Annotated in this window: 13 protein-coding genes and 1 pseudogene; 3 read left to right on the top strand and 11 right to left on the bottom strand. The window is 65.9% G+C overall.

Annotated features, from left to right (window positions below):
* Window position 1 precedes the first annotated feature (1 nt).
* From JMY28_RS32840 to JMY28_RS32810, 8 genes and pseudogenes are all read right to left on the bottom strand, one after another.
* Window positions 2-874, bottom strand: coding sequence for a branched-chain amino acid ABC transporter permease (locus JMY28_RS32840; protein ID WP_201700045.1), 873 nt, complete (start codon window positions 872-874; stop codon window positions 2-4).
* 28 nt (window positions 875-902) lie between these two features.
* A complete protein-coding gene (locus JMY28_RS32835) occupies window positions 903-2,114 on the bottom strand; it encodes an ABC transporter substrate-binding protein (protein WP_201700044.1) in 1,212 nt (403 codons plus the stop codon).
* 85 nt (window positions 2,115-2,199) lie between these two features.
* Complete coding sequence (locus JMY28_RS32830; RefSeq protein WP_201700043.1) at window positions 2,200-3,435, bottom strand: ABC transporter substrate-binding protein; 1,236 nt, start codon at window positions 3,433-3,435, stop codon at window positions 2,200-2,202.
* 320 nt (window positions 3,436-3,755) lie between these two features.
* Entirely contained in the window at window positions 3,756-5,180 is a 1,425-nt protein-coding gene (locus JMY28_RS32825; protein WP_201700042.1) for a DNA-binding protein, read from the bottom strand.
* A gap of 101 nt (window positions 5,181-5,281) precedes the next feature.
* A pseudogene (locus JMY28_RS39145) lies at window positions 5,282-5,555 on the bottom strand (methyl-accepting chemotaxis protein); the annotation flags it as partial.
* Window positions 5,556-5,851: 296 nt separating this feature from the next.
* Window positions 5,852-6,688 carry an IclR family transcriptional regulator gene (locus JMY28_RS32820; RefSeq protein WP_201700041.1) on the bottom strand — a complete coding sequence of 279 codons (837 nt, stop codon included), beginning with the start codon at window positions 6,686-6,688 and terminating at the stop codon, window positions 5,852-5,854.
* 96 nt (window positions 6,689-6,784) lie between these two features.
* Window positions 6,785-8,092 carry a CaiB/BaiF CoA transferase family protein gene (locus JMY28_RS32815; protein WP_201700040.1) on the bottom strand — a complete coding sequence of 436 codons (1,308 nt, stop codon included), beginning with the start codon at window positions 8,090-8,092 and terminating at the stop codon, window positions 6,785-6,787.
* 100 nt (window positions 8,093-8,192) lie between these two features.
* Window positions 8,193-9,500, bottom strand: coding sequence for an MFS transporter (locus tag JMY28_RS32810; protein ID WP_201700039.1), 1,308 nt, complete (start codon window positions 9,498-9,500; stop codon window positions 8,193-8,195).
* 310 nt (window positions 9,501-9,810) lie between these two features.
* Between JMY28_RS32810 and JMY28_RS32805 the strand changes: the two genes are divergently transcribed.
* From JMY28_RS32805 to JMY28_RS32795, 3 genes are read left to right on the top strand one after another with little or no spacing between them, the layout of a single operon-like run.
* On the top strand, window positions 9,811-10,281 hold the full coding sequence (locus JMY28_RS32805) for a MaoC family dehydratase (RefSeq protein WP_201700038.1): 471 nt from the start codon (window positions 9,811-9,813) through the stop codon (window positions 10,279-10,281).
* Between the two features lie 60 nt (window positions 10,282-10,341).
* Entirely contained in the window at window positions 10,342-11,508 is a 1,167-nt protein-coding gene (locus tag JMY28_RS32800) for an acyl-CoA dehydrogenase family protein (RefSeq protein WP_201700037.1), read from the top strand.
* Between the two features lie 13 nt (window positions 11,509-11,521).
* Window positions 11,522-12,550, top strand: a complete 1,029-nt coding sequence (locus JMY28_RS32795; RefSeq protein WP_201700036.1) for an acyl-CoA dehydrogenase family protein — start codon at window positions 11,522-11,524, stop codon at window positions 12,548-12,550.
* A gap of 199 nt (window positions 12,551-12,749) precedes the next feature.
* On the opposite strand, the gene JMY28_RS32790 is transcribed toward JMY28_RS32795, so the two are convergent.
* The 3 genes from JMY28_RS32790 to JMY28_RS32780 form a co-directional block, all read right to left on the bottom strand.
* The gene (locus JMY28_RS32790; protein WP_201700035.1) at window positions 12,750-14,732 is read right to left on the bottom strand and encodes an oxidoreductase; all 1,983 of its coding nucleotides are present in this window, start codon (window positions 14,730-14,732) and stop codon (window positions 12,750-12,752) included.
* 147 nt (window positions 14,733-14,879) lie between these two features.
* Window positions 14,880-15,890: a succinylglutamate desuccinylase/aspartoacylase domain-containing protein gene (locus tag JMY28_RS32785; protein WP_201700034.1), complete on the bottom strand. Its 1,011-nt coding sequence runs from the start codon at window positions 15,888-15,890 to the stop codon at window positions 14,880-14,882.
* Window positions 15,883-17,067: a pyridoxal phosphate-dependent aminotransferase gene (locus JMY28_RS32780; RefSeq protein WP_201700033.1), complete on the bottom strand. Its 1,185-nt coding sequence runs from the start codon at window positions 17,065-17,067 to the stop codon at window positions 15,883-15,885. The genes JMY28_RS32785 and JMY28_RS32780 overlap by 8 nt, the downstream gene beginning before the upstream one ends.
* Window positions 17,068-17,134 lie beyond the last annotated feature (67 nt).

Genomic DNA, 17,134 nt, shown 5'->3' with positions numbered 1-17,134 from the left:
CTCATCCCCTTCGTTTTGCCACGCCGAACAAGCCGTTCGGCAGCACGTAGAGCACGAGCAGAAACAGCAACATGCCCGCGAGTTCCTGCAGCGCCGAACTGGCGAGCGTGACGGTGAGCGCCTCGGTAATGCCGAGCAGCATCGCGCCCGCCAGCACGCCCGGAATCGAGCCCACGCCGGCGAGCACGGTGATGATGAACGCCTTGACGGTAAGCGCCTCGCCAATGGAAGGCTGGATCGCGCTCGACGCGTAGATCGACACGCCCGCGCACGAGGCGAGCAGCCCCGCGACGACGAACGAGATCAGTTCGGTCTTGCGCGGGTCGATGCCCATCAGGCGCGCCGCGTCTCGGTTGCTGGAGATCGCGCGCACGGCGCGGCCATACCAGGAGCGCGAGAGCCACCACCAGAGCGCAAGCATCAGCGCGACGCTGATACCGAACGAGAGCACTTCGCTGCGCATGGAAAGCAGGTTGCCGAGCATCACGCTGTCCTGCAGCCAGGCGCTGCCGGTCGAGCGCACGTCGGCGCCCCAGCCTAGCAGCACGGCATTGGTCAGCACGATGCCGATGCCGTAGGTGAGGATCAGCGAGTTCAGCTCACGGTCGCGCTTGATGCGGCTCACGAGATACCACGCCGCAGCCGCAGCCGCGCATACCACGGGAATCGCCACCGGAATCGCGAACACGGGATTGAGGCCGAGCTTTGTCTCGAACGTATAGGCGATATAGGCGGCAAGCAGCACGAGTTCGCCGTGCGCGAGATTGATGATGCGCATCGAGCCGAACACCAGCGCGAGCCCCAGCGCGACGAGCGCATAGGCGCCGCCCACGAGCACGCCCGAATACAGCGATTGCAGTAACAGGTCCGTCATCGCGACTCCTTCTTCGTTGCGCGCGCAATTACCACGGCAGCGCGGGGTAGTTCAGCTTGCCCGTGGCGCGCTCCTTCGGCCACACGAGCACGATGCGATTGCCCTGGATCTGCGCCATGTTGTTCAGGAACGCGGGGTTGTCGCCGTTCGGCGCGAAGCTCACCTTGCCGATCAGCGTGTCATGCGGCTTCGCGCGCAGTTCGGTCGCAATGCCGTCCTGCTTGAGCGTACCCGCGTCGGCGGCGCGCGACATGGCGTCGAACAGGAGACGCGACTGCACGTAGGCGAATTCGGCCAGATAGTCGGGTTCCTTGTGATACGCAGCCTGATAGGCCTGCACGAAGGCCTTGCCGTCCGCCGTGCCGAAGTCCGCGGGGTACGGCAGCATCGCGCAGCCGATCACGTTGCTCACGAGGTCGGGATAGTCGGTGGTCATCTTCGGCGTGACGATGGACCATGCGCCCATCACGGCTTTCAATTGCGGCCGCAATACCTTGGCGGCGCGCAGAATGCCGATATAGTCGTTCTCGTAAGCGATCATCAGCAGAACTTCGGGTTTGTCCTGCAAGCGCACCTTGTTCACGAGCGGCTTGAAGTCCGTCATCGCCGGGTCGAACGCGTGCACGGTCACGGTCAGCCCCTGCGCGCGCAGTTGCGTGGAAACCTCGTTGCTGAGATCGGTGGTGGCCTGCTTCGTCGACGCGAGAATCGAGACCGACTTCACGCCCATGGCGTTCAACTGCCCCACCACGGCCTTCGAGTAACCCGATGCGGGCCCGATGCGGAAAAAGTGCTTGAGGCCGCGCGAGGTCATCGCGCTGTCCACGGCACCCGAGGTGATATAGACGATGCCGGCCTTGTCAGCCGCTTCCGAAGCCGGACTCACCGAATTGGAGCCGTAGCCGCCCGTAATGGCGAGCACACCTTGCGAGGCGAGCTTTTCCACCGCGGAAACGGCTTTCGCGGGCTGCGCCTCGTCGTCGACCACGGTGAGCGCGACTTGATGTTTCCCGCTGCCCTTGTTGAAGAGATCGGCGGCGAGGCGTATGCCTTCGAGCTGCGCGTTGCCTGCGCGCGCCATCGAGCCGGTGAGCGGCAACTCCACGCCTACCGGCAGCGTGTCGGCAAATGCGGCGGGCGTGTGGGCTAGCAGCGCACAGGCGCTCGCCGCGCCCGCGCCGATGCGAAAGAGCGCGCGCACGAGGGCGCGCGGCTTGCTGCGAGTAGCGAAGCGGACCATCGAACCTCCAAACCTTAGTCTCGGTGACAGGTAGCGGCGCCGTTCAAACGCAGCGCTCGCCTTGTTTCGTTGTTCTATGTTTTTGCTACCACGGCACGCCCGGATACACCGGTTTCGCCGTCGCGTAATTTGCGGGCCATACGAGCGCGAGCTTGCCGTCGTGCGCGAACTGGCCCATGTGCGCCACGTAGTTCGCGTTGTCGCCGCGTGCGTCGAACGCCACCTTGCCGAGGAACGTGTCGTCGCGCCGGGTGGCGCGCAGCGTGTCGGCAAGTCCGCCCTTGTCGAGCGTGCCGGCTTTCTGCGCGGATGCGATCGCGTCGAACAGCAGTTGCGCGTAGACGAACGACGTCTGCGACTGATAGTTCGAGCTGGTCTTGAAGAGCCGCTGGTAGGTATCGGAGAAGTCGCGCTGGTCCGCCGAGCGGTAGTCAGCCGGCGAGGACAGCACGGTCGCGCCGTACACGTTCGGCACGAGGTCGGGGAACGACTGTGCCATCTTCGGGCTCGCGAACGCCCACGGCGCCGCTATCGCCTTCAGGTCGGGCTTGAGCACGCGCGAGGCGCGCAGAATGCCCACGTAGTCGTTTTCATAGCCGAGCATCGCCATGGCGTCGGGCTTGTCCTGCAGCTTGATCTTGTTGATGAGCGGCTTGAAGTCGCTGATCGAGGGATCGTAGGCATGGGGGAAAGTCTTCACGCCCTGCGCCTTGAGCGCCGTGTCGAGCTGCCTCGCGAGGTCGCTCGTCGCGTCCTTCGTCGAGTAGACGATCGCCACCGACTTCACGCCCAGCGTGTTGAAGAGGCCCACCATGCCCTTCGTGTAGCCGGGCGTATTGCTCACGCGAAAGAAGTTCTTCAGGCCGCGCGTGACCATGTCGTCGCTGGTGCCGCCCGAGGTCACGTAGACGAGTCCGGCCTTGCTCGCGGCCTCCGACGCCGGGCCGGCGCAGTTCGAATTGGCTGCGCCCGCAATCGCGACCACGTGCTGCGAGGCGAGCTGCTCGACGGCGGCTACGGCCTTGGCCGGGTTCGATTCGTCGTCCACGGCGACGAGGGTGATCTTGTCCTGCGGATGGCGCCGGTTGTAGATGTCGGCCGCCACCTGGATGCCGCGGTACATTTCGGTGCCCGCCTGGGCGAGCGCGCCGGTGAGCGGCAGTTCCACGCCCACGCGCCATTCGGTGGCGTGCGCGAGCGACGGCGCGAGTGCGATGGCCAACGCCGCCGCCAGCGCGCCGCGCACGCGCGTCTGTGCGGGCCGCACGCTTGCGGGTTTGCCGATGCTCGCGTGCTGCGCGCGCGTCTTGAGTCGCGTCATGTCTCCTCCTTTGCCTTCGGGGGCTTTTGTGTACTTTGGAGTGTTGCTGCGCGGCGGCGGCCTGATTCGGTTGTGCGCGCCACTGGACAGGTGCCAGTGTGGTTCAGGCGCACGAGGCCAACAATTCGTTTTCGGGAAAGCGGGCGTTCGGCTGGCTGGAAGTCGGCATTTGTCCCGATACCTGGGCACGTGCGGCGTGCGGCATGCGGACGCCGCGAGCAAGGGCGAAAAAAAACCGCTGCACTCGGGCAGCGGTCATTGGGAACGGCTCGGCACACCGCCCTCGCGATGCGCCATCGAACGTACGGTCTACGATGCGCTCAGGCCGGCGCGTTTTCGGTGCTCAGCTTCGAGACCATGCCGGTCTTGGCGTCGTAGGCATAGCCCTGCTGCTCGAGATGAGCGCTGACCGCTTCGACGACCACTTGCTGCTGGGCCTCCTTGCGCAGCAGTTCATGCTCCGGCGCGACCTGGCCCAGCTCGGCGGCGAGGCGGCGGCTCAGTGAGGCCTCGCCGGCGCTGCGGGCAAGGCCCACGATCGCCTTTTCGTTGGCCTGGGCCAGTTGCTGCTTCAGACCGTTCGCATACTCGGACCAACGCTTGATGTTCTCACGCGCATCGGTAATCGCGGCGGCGTGCGTTGCCGTCTCACGGGCAAGCTGGGCCTTCAGCGCCTCGACTTCTTCCGGGTCGGCGGCGGCGGCCTGTGCCTCGGCTGCGCCCTCGGCCGCTTCGCTCGACGCCGCGGCATCGGCAAACTCGCCCATTTCGGCCAGTTCGGTCGCGCGCTGCTGCGCGGCTTCGGCGCGCTTCTGCGCCTCGGACAAGCTGGCCGACAGACGTGCGATTTCGGAAGCGTCGGCCGTGCGCTCGTCGTTCAGGCTGGCGAGCTGCTGCTGGGTGTTTTGCAGTTCGGTTGCGGCGGCGTCGCGTTCGGCCTGCGCACCGGCGACCTGCTCGCGCTGGGCCGCGTGGGCTTCCTGCTCGGCCTGCAATGCCGCGCGAATGGCTTCCAGTTCGCCTTCGAGCTTCGCAACGGCTTCCGCATGAGCAGCGTCCAGCGCGGCGCGCTGCGCTTCGTCATGTTCGGTCGAGGCGGCAGGCTCGGCTTGCTCCGCCTGCTCGGCCGGCTCTGCGGCTGCGGCGGCCTCGCTCGCATGCGCCTCGCGCTCGGCTGCCAGTTCGGCGAGCGCGCGCTCCAGTTCTGCCTCGAGGGTCGAGACGCGCTCCGCCAGCTCCTCGGCGCGCTGTTCCGCTGCCTCGGCGCGCTGCATCGCGCTCGCGATGTCTTCCTCCAGACCCGACCCGGCATCGGTCTTCGTCTCGTAGGCTCGCGTCATCTTGTCCAGCTGGACTTGCAGGGCGTCGAGTTCCTGGACGGTGGTTTGCAGCTCTTCGAGCGCGTTGTCGCGTTCGTTGCAGGCGTCCTCGACGCGCTCGCGCATCGACAGCAGGCGGCGCGCCACGGCGCGCTCGGCCTCGTCCTGCGCCGAGGTCCACAGACGGTCGAGCGCGTCGCGCATCGTGTCCGTCACGGTTTCCGGCAAAGCCGGGCGTTCCGCGACCTGCTGCGCGCGCGGCGCGCGCTCTTCGCGCCACTTGCGCAGCGACGCAGCGACTGCGACCACCGAGCCGGTATGAACTTCGGACCAGATGGCCATGGGAGAAACCTTCTGGCCCTCGTCGGCCATCCGTTCCGCGATTTCAGCAACCAGTTCGTCCGTGATCGTAATGCTGCTTGACATATCTGCCTCGAGAAAGTGCGAGCCCACCCCGCGTTTCTGGAGATTGTCGGCCAACCTCCCCCCGGTTAATCGATGGAAAAGCCGGGTTTAAGGGGGGGTGTTCATGGAATTGCGCTCACCGGCGCGCTTCGCGTCAAACCGGTGCCGCAGCCCAGACCGGCGCCGATTGGGACCTGGCAGCGCCCGAGGCGGCATAGGCCGGGAGCCGGATGAGCCGCGCCCACGCGCAAGATCGACACCAGTTCCTTCGGGTTGGAGGCCCCCGCCGCGCACTGCCCGGCGGCGGTGGCTTCCTCAACGAACGCGGCATTCTGCTGCGTCACCTCGTCCATTTGCGTGACGGCCCCGGTTCACCTGCTCGATGCCCTTGTGCTGACCTGGCTCGCAGGGTATCCCGCCCAGCAACCCAGCGCCTGAAGTGCCTTGTAATTGCGCAACCCTACCTCCTGAACTCAATCAATTCAGGTCTCGAGTTGCGCAATCTCTCCCTAAAGCTCCGCGGTTTTCCGCGATGAACCTTTTTTGAAGGGCCGTGGAACAAACGTTCAATGTCTCTAAGTGACAGATCGAGAGGAAAAAGGCGAACATAACTTCGTTATCCGAATCATGTATCCCGTTAGACAAATGGCCGCCTCATCATTCGGCAGCCATAGTGGGATAGGCAAGCCGGGTTATGCCACCGGCTTTGAAAACGCCAACGTGCTGGGCCCCGCATACCCAAGCAGCGCCGACACTTCCGCCGCGCCACGCGCGATCAGCGCCTTGAAGCGCTCCATGCCCGGTACGCCGCGGCTCACCGGCGTGCCCATCACGAGCGCCGCGATCACCGCGCCCGACTCGTCGCGTATCGGCGCGGCAAAGCCCACTACGTCGGCGGAACTTTGCTCGACCGTGGCGGCCACGCCGGTCTCGGCCACTTCCTTGAGGAGCGCCTTCAGCTCGCGCTTTTGCGTGCGCGTGGCAGACGTGTGGGCTCGCAACTCGGCTGTGCGGAAATACTCGGTCTGCTGCGCCTCGCTCATCGCGGCCAGCAACACGCGCCCGCCCGAGGAGGAAAAGAGTTCGCGCCGCTCGCCTATGCCCGCAATGAAGCGGATCGCGTTGCGGCTCTGCGCCGACATCACATAGACCATGGAAGGCCGGTCGCTCGCGAGCTGGCCGATCAGGATCGTTTCGCCCGCCTCGAGCGCCAGGCGCTCCATCACCGGGCGTGCGATTTCGGGAAAGCGCCGCTGCGCGACGATGGCCGCACCGAGCTTGAACGCTTCTACGCCGAGCGCGTATTTGCCGCCGTCATGCGTGAGATAGTGCGCGTGCGTGAGCGCGCGAAGCAGCGCGAGAAGGCTCGTTTTCGGCGTGGCGCTCAAGTCCGCGAGTTCGGTGAGCGTGGCGCCCTGCGGATGGTCGGCGAGAATGCGCAGCACCTGCACGATGCGCGTAGTGGCCCGCGGCCCGGGCGACGCGGTGGATTCGGTGCCCGGATCACGGTCTTCGGGGTGGTGCGCCATGGATCGATCGACTGTTGAACGGTGCGAAAAATTATACATGGCGCCCTGCTCCCGAAAGGGATGCGAACCGACGGTGACGGTATGGCCGGTGCGTGTTCAAACGGCTTCCTCATGCTCGCCGCTCGTTTGTACTCGCGCGCTTGCGCCGATCGCCCCGCTCGCGGACAGCGCCTCGATGCGCGCGGCATCGAACCCGAGCAGGTCGTCGAGCAGGGTGCGCGTGTGCTCGCCGAGCAAGGGCGGCGGCACGTCGTATCGCACGGGAGTGGCCGATAAGCGCAGCGGACTCGCCACGCTCGGCGACGTGCCCGCCAGCGGATGCGCAATGCGGCGCACGGTCTCACGCGCACGCGCGTGCTCGGAGCCGAACGCCTGCGCCACGTCGTTGATCGGCCCGCACGGCACGCCGCACGCCTCGAGCGCGTCGATCCACGCGTCGCGCGTGCGCGTGCGGAACGCCTTTTCGAGCACCGGCAACAGCAGCGCGCGATTCACGCTGCGCGCGCTGTTGGTGGCAAAGCGCGGGTCCGCCGCGAGTTCGTTCAGATCCATCGCGCCGCACAGCGACCGGAACTGGCTGTCGTTGCCGCACGCGAGAATCAGATGGCCGTCGCTGGCCGCGAAGGTCTGGTACGGCACCACGTTGGGATGCGCGTTGCCCAGGCGCCGCGGCACCTCGTCCGAGCAGAGGTAGTTCATCGACTGGTTCGCGAGCATCGCCAGCTGGCAGTCGAGCAGCGCAATGTCGATGTGCTGGCCAAGGCCGCTGCGCTGCCGCTCGATCACGGCAGCGAGCACGCCCGTTGTCGCGTACATGCCGGCCATGAGATCCGTGACCGCCACGCCGACTTTTTGCGGACCGCCGCCGGGTGTCTCGTCGGGCTCGCCCGTCACGCTCATGAGGCCGCCCATGCCCTGAATGAGGAAGTCGTATCCGGCGCGGTGCGCAAGCGGGCCGCTCTGACCGAACCCCGTGACCGAGCAGTAGATGAGCGCGGGATTGAGCGCCGCGAGGCTTTCATAGTCGAGCCCGTACTTCTTCAGGCCGCCCACCTTGAAGTTCTCCACCAGCACGTCGCACTGACGCGCAAGTTCGCGGATCAGCGCGGCGCCTTCGGGCGCGGCAATGTCGACCGCCATCGAAAGCTTGCCTCGGTTCGCACACTGGTAATACGCGCTCTCCACCGTGTCGCGGCCAGCTTCGTCGCGCAGATAGGGAGGCCCCCACGAACGCGTTTCGTCACCCGTGCCGGGCCGTTCGATCTTGATCACCTGCGCGCCGAGATCGGCGAGATTCTGCGTGCACCACGGCCCTGCCAGCACGCGGGAAAGATCGAGCACCCGTATGCCTTCCAGCGGGCGGCCGCGCGGTTGCTGTGCTTCCTGTCGTGCCTGCGTTTTCATTGACTGCGATGCCGGTGCTTCTCTCGTCTGCTGCTGCATGTGAAATGACCTCTGCCTGGATTGCGGAACTACACGTTCGTGCGCTGCGCGTGCGCCATGCTCATTCGAGCGGCTTGCCCACCGTTTCGGGCATGCGCCAGTAAGCAAAAAGACTCACGGCCGCGCCTGCGCACACGTAGGCGAGAAACCAGCCTTCGCGCTGCTGCGATTGCAGCCAGGTCATGAGATACGGCGTGGTGCCGCCGAGCAACGCGACCACGAGGTTGTACGCGGCGCCAATACCGATGCCGCGCACCGCGGTCGAAAACAGCTCGGCCATGATCGCGGGCGCGATAGCCGAATAGAGTCCATAAGTCAGCAGGCCGAAGCATTCTACGAGCAGCATCGATGTCATGCTCGGCCCGATCGAGCGCACCACCGGATACAGGAACACGAGATAGGCCACCGCGAACACCATCAATTGCGGACGCCGCCCGAACCGATCCGACAACGCGCCGAAAAATGGCTGCGCGACCATGAAGATGGCAATGCTCAGCGTGCTCGCCAAAAACGCGTCGGCCGGCGTCGCGCCCGCGTGGCGGATCGCGTAGATCGGCATGAAGCTGATGAAGAGGTAGAAGCTGAACGCACCCAGCACGCTGATGCCCACGAGGCGCAGGACCGCTGTGCGATGTTGCGTCCACGTCCACCACAGCGAGCGGCGCTCGATGCGGCCCGAACGGCGCAGTTGCTCGAACGCGTGCGTTTCGCCCACGTTGCGGCGCATCCAGAAGCCCGCGAGCGAGCCGCAGCCGCCAATGAAGAACGGAATACGCCAGCCCCACGCCACGAGCGCTTCCTTCGACATCACGTTCGTCATCACGACGGCAAGCCCGGAAGCGAGCAGCAGGCCCGCCGCGATGCTGAAGAACAGGAAGCTCCCATACAGCCCGCGGCGCTTCGCGGGCGCGGATTCCGCGAGGAACGTGGTGGCCGCGCCGTACTCGCCGCCGACCGAGAGGCCCTGCACCATGCGCAGCACCGTCATGAGCACCGGCGCGAGCACGCCGATCGTCGCGTAGGTGGGCAGCACGGAGATCAACAGCGAGGAGCCCGCCATCATCATGATGGTGAGTGTGAGCGCGGCGCGCCGCCCGAAGCGGTCTGAAAAGCCGCCGATCACCCAGCCGCCCAGCGGCCGCATGAAGAAGCCCACGGCGAACACGGCAAAGGTCGCGAGCAGCGAGGCGGTGTCGTTCTCCGCGGGAAAGAACTGTTTGCCGAAGTAGATCGCGAAGGTCGTGTACACCGACCAGTCGAACCACTCCACCACGTTGCCGACGCTGCCGGCGAATATGACGCTGGCCGTGCGGCGCGGCGCCGCTTCGGCCGCCGCGCCTGCCTGCGCGATCTCGGGGTTGGCGTTCATCCAGCTTGTCTCCTTGATTCCTGTTTTCAGGTTTATTCGAATCGTTCTGGCTGCTGGGCCGGCAAAAACCGACCTCGGTTCCGAATGTAGCACCGGATTCCGAATACCGAACAAAAGCTGCGCCTGGCGTATACCCTCGAAGCGCCGACTTTTTGATCTATTTTTCTTTATAAACAATAGCTTACCGTGTCACCCCGGCCAGACAACCCTGTTCCAATATTCGAACGGTGTTGCCGATATCGAAACGCGATTCTAGAATCGGAACACGATACCGGCGCAGCGCGCCATCCCACACCGGAGGAAGACAGGCATGACGACACATGAAAACGCCCAACTGCTCGGACGCGGTTTCTACTGGCAGGAACTGCAAGCGGGTCAGCGCTTTCGCACGTTCCGACGTACGGTCACGGAAACCGATCTGGTCAATTTCATTTCGGCTACCGGCATGCTGGAGGCGATCTTCATCGACGCGCATTTCGAACACGGCGCCATGAGCGGCCGCCCCGTGCCGGGCGCGCTCACGAGCGGCCTGATCGAAGGCTTGCTATTCCAGACTATGGTGCAAGGCACCGGGCTCGCCATGCTCGAGTTCTCGATGAAGGCGCACGCGCCGGTGCTCGTCAACGACACGATCTACGGCGTGGTGGAAGTCGAGGAAGTGAAGCCCACCTCGAAGCACAATCGCGCCGTGGTGACGAGCCGCGTCGAAGTGCTCAACCAGCGCGACGAACTCGTGCTCTCGTACACGGTCAAGCGCATGCTCGCCGGCCGCCCCGAATGAGCGCGCAAGCGCCTGATGACTTCGCACTGCCAGGAACTGCGCTGTAAAGCGCAGCACGTTATGAACGACCCTTTCGCACTCAGAACGATTCCCCCCGAAGACGAAGCCTTGCGCGCACCGGTGCGCGCATTTCTCGCTGAAGCGCTCAAAGGCGTGCCGCCCGCCGTGCGCGCGCGTTCGTGGCTCGGTTTCGACGCCGACTTCAGCCGCCAGCTCGCGGCGCATGGCTGGTTGGGCCTCACGCTGCCGCGCGCATATGGCGGAGGCGGTCGCAGTCCATTCGCGCGTTTCGTGCTCGTGGAAGAACTGCTTGCGGCCGGCGCGCCGGTTTCGGCTCACTGGATCGCCGACCGCCAGAGCGGCCCGCTCATCGCCCGCTACGGCACCGAGGAGCAGAAAGCGTTTTATTTGCCGCGTATCTGCACGGCCGAGGCATTTTTCTGCATCGGCATGAGCGAGCCGAACGCGGGTTCCGACCTCGCGAGCGTACGCACGCGCGCCGAGCGCACGGCCAGCGGCTGGCGTCTGTCGGGCCGCAAGATCTGGACGACCAACGCGCCGCACTCGCACTTCATGATCGCGCTCGTGCGCACCTCGGGCGCGCCCGAGGACCGGCATCGCGGGCTCTCGCAACTGATCGTCGATTTGTCGCTGCCGGGCGTGCATATCGCGCCGATCCACGACCTCACCGGCGACGCGCATTTCTCCGAAGTCACCTTCGACGATGTCGAACTGCCCGAGAGCGCACTGATCGGCACCGAAGGCGCGGGCTGGGAACAGGTCACCGCCGAGCTGGCGTTCGAGCGCAGCGGTCCCGAGCGCATTTATTCGAGCATCGTACTGCTCGAAGAATGGGCGCATGCGTTGCGCGAAGCCTCGCGTACAACCCACACGCCGGTTGGCGAGAGCGAGCGCCGCACGCTCGGCGCGTTCGTGACCGAACTGGCCACGTTGCGGGCGATGTCCGTCGCCGTCACGGGAGCGCTTGCCAACGGCGGGAGCCCCGCCACGCAGGCCGCCCTCGTGAAGGATCTTGGCACCAGCTTCGAGCAGAGCGTGCCCACGCTGATCGGCGACGCGCTCGGCGCGCATCCGCAGCAAGCCGTGGCCCGCGAACTTGCCGATACGCTCGACTACGTGACGAAGATCGCGCCGTCGTACTCGCTGCGCGGCGGCACGCGCGAGATCCTGCGCGGCATGATCGCGCGCGGCCTCGGGCTGCGCTAAACGAACGACGAACATGGAGAAGAACACCATGGATGACATGCTGACCGAATCGGCGCATACCGTGCTCGAGCGTCACTGCACGCCGCAATTCGTGCGCACCGTGGAAGCAGCGCGCGAGCGCAATGCGGGACGCGCCCTGTGGGACCAGCTCGATGCGCTCGGCTTTCTCGACGCGCTCGTGCCTGAGGAGAAAGGCGGCTCGGGTATGCGCCTCGCCGCCGCGGCGGGCGCGCTGTTCGAATTCGGCGCGCACGCGCTGCCACTGCCCGCCGCGCACACCATGATCGCGCGCGAGCTGCTTGCACGCGCGGGCGTTGAAGCGCCACGCGGTCCCATCGCCATTGCGCTTGGCAACGCCTCGCGGCACGGCGCGGCGTTCGTGCCCTATGGTCTCGTGGCCGACACGCTCATCGTCGAAACTGCCGATGGCGCGAGCCTCGTCCCGCTCGCCAGTGCCGAATTGCGCGCTCACGGTGACAGCCTCGACGCCACGCTCACCTATCCCGCGCACGCGGCGCGCGCGCTGCCCGCAACTGTGCGTGGCGTGGGCGAACTGGGCGCCCTCGCCACAGCCGCGACGATGGCGGGCGGCATGCAGCGCGTATTCGACATGACGCTCGGCTACGTGAACGACCGCCAGCAGTTCGGGCGCTCGCTGGGCAAGTTCCAGGCCGTTCAGCAGCAGTTGAGCGTGATGGCCGAGCACGTGGCCGCCACACGCGTCGCGGCCCAGCTGGGCTGCGCGGGGCACCACACTTCGGAGCAGCGCATCGCAGCGGCCATTGCGAAGGCGCGCGCGAGCCGCGCCGCGCCACTGGTGGCGAACGGCGCACACGCGCTAGTCGGCGCGATGGGCATCACCGCAGAGTACGACCTGCAGCTCTATACGCGGCGGTTGCACGCGCAACGTCTGCAATACGGGTCGGAGTCGTTCTGGGACGACGTCGTCGGCACGCACGCCATCGATCACTGGAGCAACGTTGCTGCGGGCGTCATCGGCATTTACGATGCGCTCGACGAAGCGGCGGCGGTCGGGACGTAATCGTGCACCACTGCGGACATCGCGCCATGGCGACGCATCCGGTTTCAACGAACGATCGCCTTCTGCGCTGCTCATGGGCGCAGCAGCGGCATCGCGCCGGCGCGCATCGACTTCGAGAACGCCGAGACCGCCGAGACCGCGAAAGGCAGCGCGGTCTCGGCGATTGCGTCGAGCGTGGCGAGCCGCACAGCCATTCGCCTTAAATATGCCAACCTGCCTTCAACCCTTCGTACACGGCTTCCTCTGCCGTGCGTGGCGCCATGCAGTCGCCAATCGTGATCAGCTCGGCGAGCGCCGCATCTTCCCGGCCGTTGGCGAGCGGGCGCAACGCCGCCTCCAACTCGGACTCGGACTTGTGCCCGTAACACAGCACGAGCGTATCGACGCCTTCAAAAACGATGGGCTCTTCGCTCGTACTGTGCTGCATGAACACGGTGTCGCCGTCGCATCCATACAGGCGCGCGTACGGCGTCACGGGTATCTGGCGCCGATGTAGTTCCGCGGCAATATCGTCGCGTACATAAAGCGGCAGCGTCTCGCCCGCGTGCGTCCCGTTCACGGCCAGTTGAACCGCGGTCCCCGCGCGCGCCAGTAACTCGGCAACGCCTGGCCCGACCCAATCGGATCGCCAGTCGACCACCAGTGCGCGCGCGCCCACCTTCGCCTCCCCGCGCAGCACTTGCCACGCGTTCACCACCTGCACCCCGCCGTCGCTCTCGAACGCGGGCACGTAAGGCGCGGCGCCCGTCGCCAGAATGACCACATCGGGACGCAGATCGCGGATCAACGCCGCATCCACGCGCGTGTTCTTCACCACACGTGCGCCCGACAATTCCAGCTCGCGCGCGAGGTTCGTCGCGATGCCGCCAAACTCGCTGCGGCGCGGCAGCAACTGCGCGAGCAACGCCTGCCCGCCAAGCTGACTGCCGGCCTCGTAAAGCGTGACGTCGTGCCCGCGCTTTGCCGCCGTGGCCGCCGCCTTCATGCCTGCCGGGCCGCCGCCGACCACCACCACCTTGCGTGGACGCGCGGCCGGCTTCATTTCCGCGTAAGTCAGCTCGCGCCCCGTCTCGGGATGTTGAATGCACGAGATCGGATAGCCGCGATGGAAGTGTCCAATACAGGCCTGATTGCAGCCGATACACGCGCGAATGTCGTCGGTCTTGCCGGCCTGCGCCTTGACCGGCATCTGCGGATCGCAGATCAGCGCCCGCGTCATGCCGCACACGTCCGCCTGCGCGTTCGCGATGACCGCCTCGGCCTCGTGAGGCTGATTGATACGCCCGCCGACGAACACCGGAATCGAGAGGCGTTCCTTGAACCCGCGCGAATCGGTGGCGACATAGGCATTCGCGAACGCCATGGGCGGCACGATATGCATCGCACCGCCCAGCGACGCGGAATTGCCCGCGATGATGTTCACATAGTCGAGTTGGGCCTGAAGCTGCGTGCATGCCTCGAGCGCGTCTTCGGCCGTGAGGCCGCTTGCATCGCGCTCCCCCGCGCTGATACGCATGCCAATCACGAAGTCTTCCGAAGTCTGACGACGGATTTCCTCGAGCACTTCACGCAGGAAGCGCAGCCGGTTTTCGAGCGTACCGCCATAGGCATCGGTGCGTTGATTCACGCGCGGATTCAGGAACTGCGAGGGCAAATAGCCGTGGCTCGCCACGAATTCCACGCCGTCGAGCCCGGCCTCGCACATGCGGCGCGCGGCCTGCCCGTAGCCGCGCACGATCTCGTCGATCATCGCGTGCGAAAGTTCGCGCGGCATCACGCGAAAGCGTTCATTGGGCACCGACGACGGCGCATAGGCCACCGCGAGCAACCCATCCGCCGATTCCATCAACTCACGGCCCGGATGAAAGAGCTGCGAAAACAGCGTGCAACCGTGCGCGTGAACGGCATCGGCGAGGCGCCGATAGCCTGGAATACAACCGTCGTCGGTCGCCATGAGAAGGTGCGACGTGTAGCGCGCGGTCTCGTGCACGCCCGCGACCTGCATCACGATGAGCCCCGCGCCGCCGCGCGCGCGGGCTTCATGATAGGCGATGAGCGCGTCGTTGACGTGACCGTCGGTCGGCATCGTCGTGTCATGTCCGGTAGACATGATGCGGTTTTTGAGCGTGACGCCGCGAATCTGGAGTGGCGAAAAGAGCCGTGGAAACAAAGTGGCATTCATGAAAGCGAGCCCTGTTCTGTTACGTGATCGAGACTGTGGATAATCCCAATCACTCTTGAATGATCGTTCATTCAGTTTGTTGTCGAACATCCGAATCGTTCCAGGCGTGACACGCACGTGTCCATCGCGCTACGCCCTTCTTACGCGTTACGGATCGAGCGCGCCGCCCCGCCAGCCCGCCGACGGTTGCGAGCCGGTCAGCTTCAGTGCTACATCGCCCTGCGCGATCAACCGGTCGCGATTGCGGGTCACGACCCGCCCGCTTTGCGGCGCGCGCAACACGACCTCGCTGGAAGGATCGCCCGGCCTCGCGACGATGCGCGCGATCGGTGCGCCCTGCTCCACGCGCTCGCCCAGTTCGCACGTATAGACGAGGACGCCCGAAACCGGCGCGAAGATCGTCTCCATGTTCGCCATCGGCACGGCCTCGCCGTCCCATTGCGTACGCGCCACCGGCTCGTCGATGACGCCCCGCGCGCAAAGAAAGCGGTAGAGGCCATCCGCGTCGCGCTGGGCCAGGGCATCGCTCACATCCGATTGCCCGCGCAGTTCGATCGTCGCCGCAAGGCGCAATTTCGCGTGCGGATCGCGCTGGCCATGCGCCACGATCGCGCCTTCGAATGCGCCGTCGTCGTCGTCCCAGAGGATGGCGACTTGCGCGTTCAATGCGGCAGCGAGGTCGCGGCCTTCAGGCCAGAAGCCGCGATGCATATAAAGGTAAGGCAGCGCATCCGAATCCGTATGCAGGTCCAGCACGATCTGCGCCCCGCGCGCGAGCCCGAAGAGTGCTTGTTGCCACGCGGCAAACGTGGTCGGCGCGCGCTCCGTGGCGATCGACTCGTGAAAGTGCCGGTTGAAATTGCGGCTCGTCGCGTCATGAAAGCGGCCGAGCAGGCGGCCATGGCGAAACTGCGCGAGGCCCAGCGGATTCGCCTGCGGCACGACCGTGACCGTACCCGCAAGGCGCCCGTTCTCATGCGCCTCGCGCAGCCGCGGCAGCAACGTGTGCAGCACGTGCATGCCCGCAATTTCGTCCGCGTGGAGACCAGCTTGCAGATGAACGCTGGGACCATCGCCGCGGCCAGCCAGCCGCCACGCGCGCAGCGGCAGCCGCTCGCCCGAGTCGCCGGTCACACTCATGGCGAGCATGTCATGCATCGACAGCCACCAGACTCGCAACGAACGTCGCAATCCGCTCACAGGCGTCGGCGAGGCGGTTCTCGTCCACCACGAAGCCGAAGCGCACGAAGCCCTGTGCCGTATCGCCGAAAGCACTCGCGTCGAGCAGCGAGACCTTCTGCGCGTGAAAGAGTTGCCAGGTGAACGCGTGCGTATCGAGGCCGGTGCCGCGCACATCCACCATCATGAACATGCCCGCCTCCGGCAGCAGACAACGCAGGCCCGGCACGCGGCTCAAGCGTTCGTACACGACGTCGCGACGGCGGCGATACACGTCGCGCATCTCGCCCACGATTGCCTCGCGCGCTTCGATCCCCGCAAGCGCCCCCTCCTGGATGAAACCTGGCAGTCCGTAAAGCATGCACAGCGCAAGCCGTTCGAGATGCTCGACGAGCGGCACGGGCGCCACCGCCCAGCCCGCGCGCCAGCCCGGCATCGCATGCGACTTCGAAAAGCTGCCCAGCGTGATGGTGCGCTCTGCCATCCCTTCGAGCGACGCGATGCTCACATGCTCGCGCTCGAACACGAGGTCCGCATAGACTTCGTCGGCGAGCACCCACAAATCGTGCTGGCAGGCGAGCCGCGCGATGGCCTCGAGATCGGCGCGCGGCATGACGACACCCGTCGGGTTGCACGGCGTCGCGAAGAAGATCGCCTTCGTGCGCGGCGTGATGGCCGCTTCGAGCCGTGCAAGGTTCAGATGAAAGCCGCGCTCGGAATCGACCGGGACGCCCACGAGCGTCGCGCCCGACGCGCGCACGCTGGCCTCATAGGTCAGGTACATCGGTTCGGGCACGATGACTTCGTCGCCCGCTTCACAGATGCACTGGGCCACTGCATACAAGCCGTTCTGCGCGCCGGCGGTGACGATCACGTTGTCCATCGTCACTTCGCGGCCCGTCGTTCGCGTGTGCTCGCGCGCGAGCGCCGCGCGCAGCGCCGGGCGACCCGCCACTTCGCTGTAGTGCGTGTCGCCGCCGCGCAATGCAGCGACGGCCCGCTCGACAATGGGCGCAGGCGTGGCAAAGTCCGGGTCGCCTACGCTCAGCATGATCACGTCCTCGCCCTCGGACAGCGCGCGCTGCGCCGCGTAGTGAATCTCCCAGGCCGACGTGCGCTTGCCTTGCAGGCGCTCCACGAGTGTCGAAAATTTCATGTTGTCTCCTTGCGGCAGCCAAGGCTGCCGCGCATAAACTTGCCTATATCGCGTGCTTATCCGTGTC

The organism is Paraburkholderia hiiakae, assembly GCF_904848665.1.
In the GTDB taxonomy this organism is placed as follows: Bacteria; Pseudomonadota; Gammaproteobacteria; order Burkholderiales; family Burkholderiaceae; genus Paraburkholderia; species Paraburkholderia hiiakae.
The sequence above is the reverse complement of the archived record's forward strand: the minus strand, read 5'-3'. Positions and strand labels throughout refer to the sequence as shown.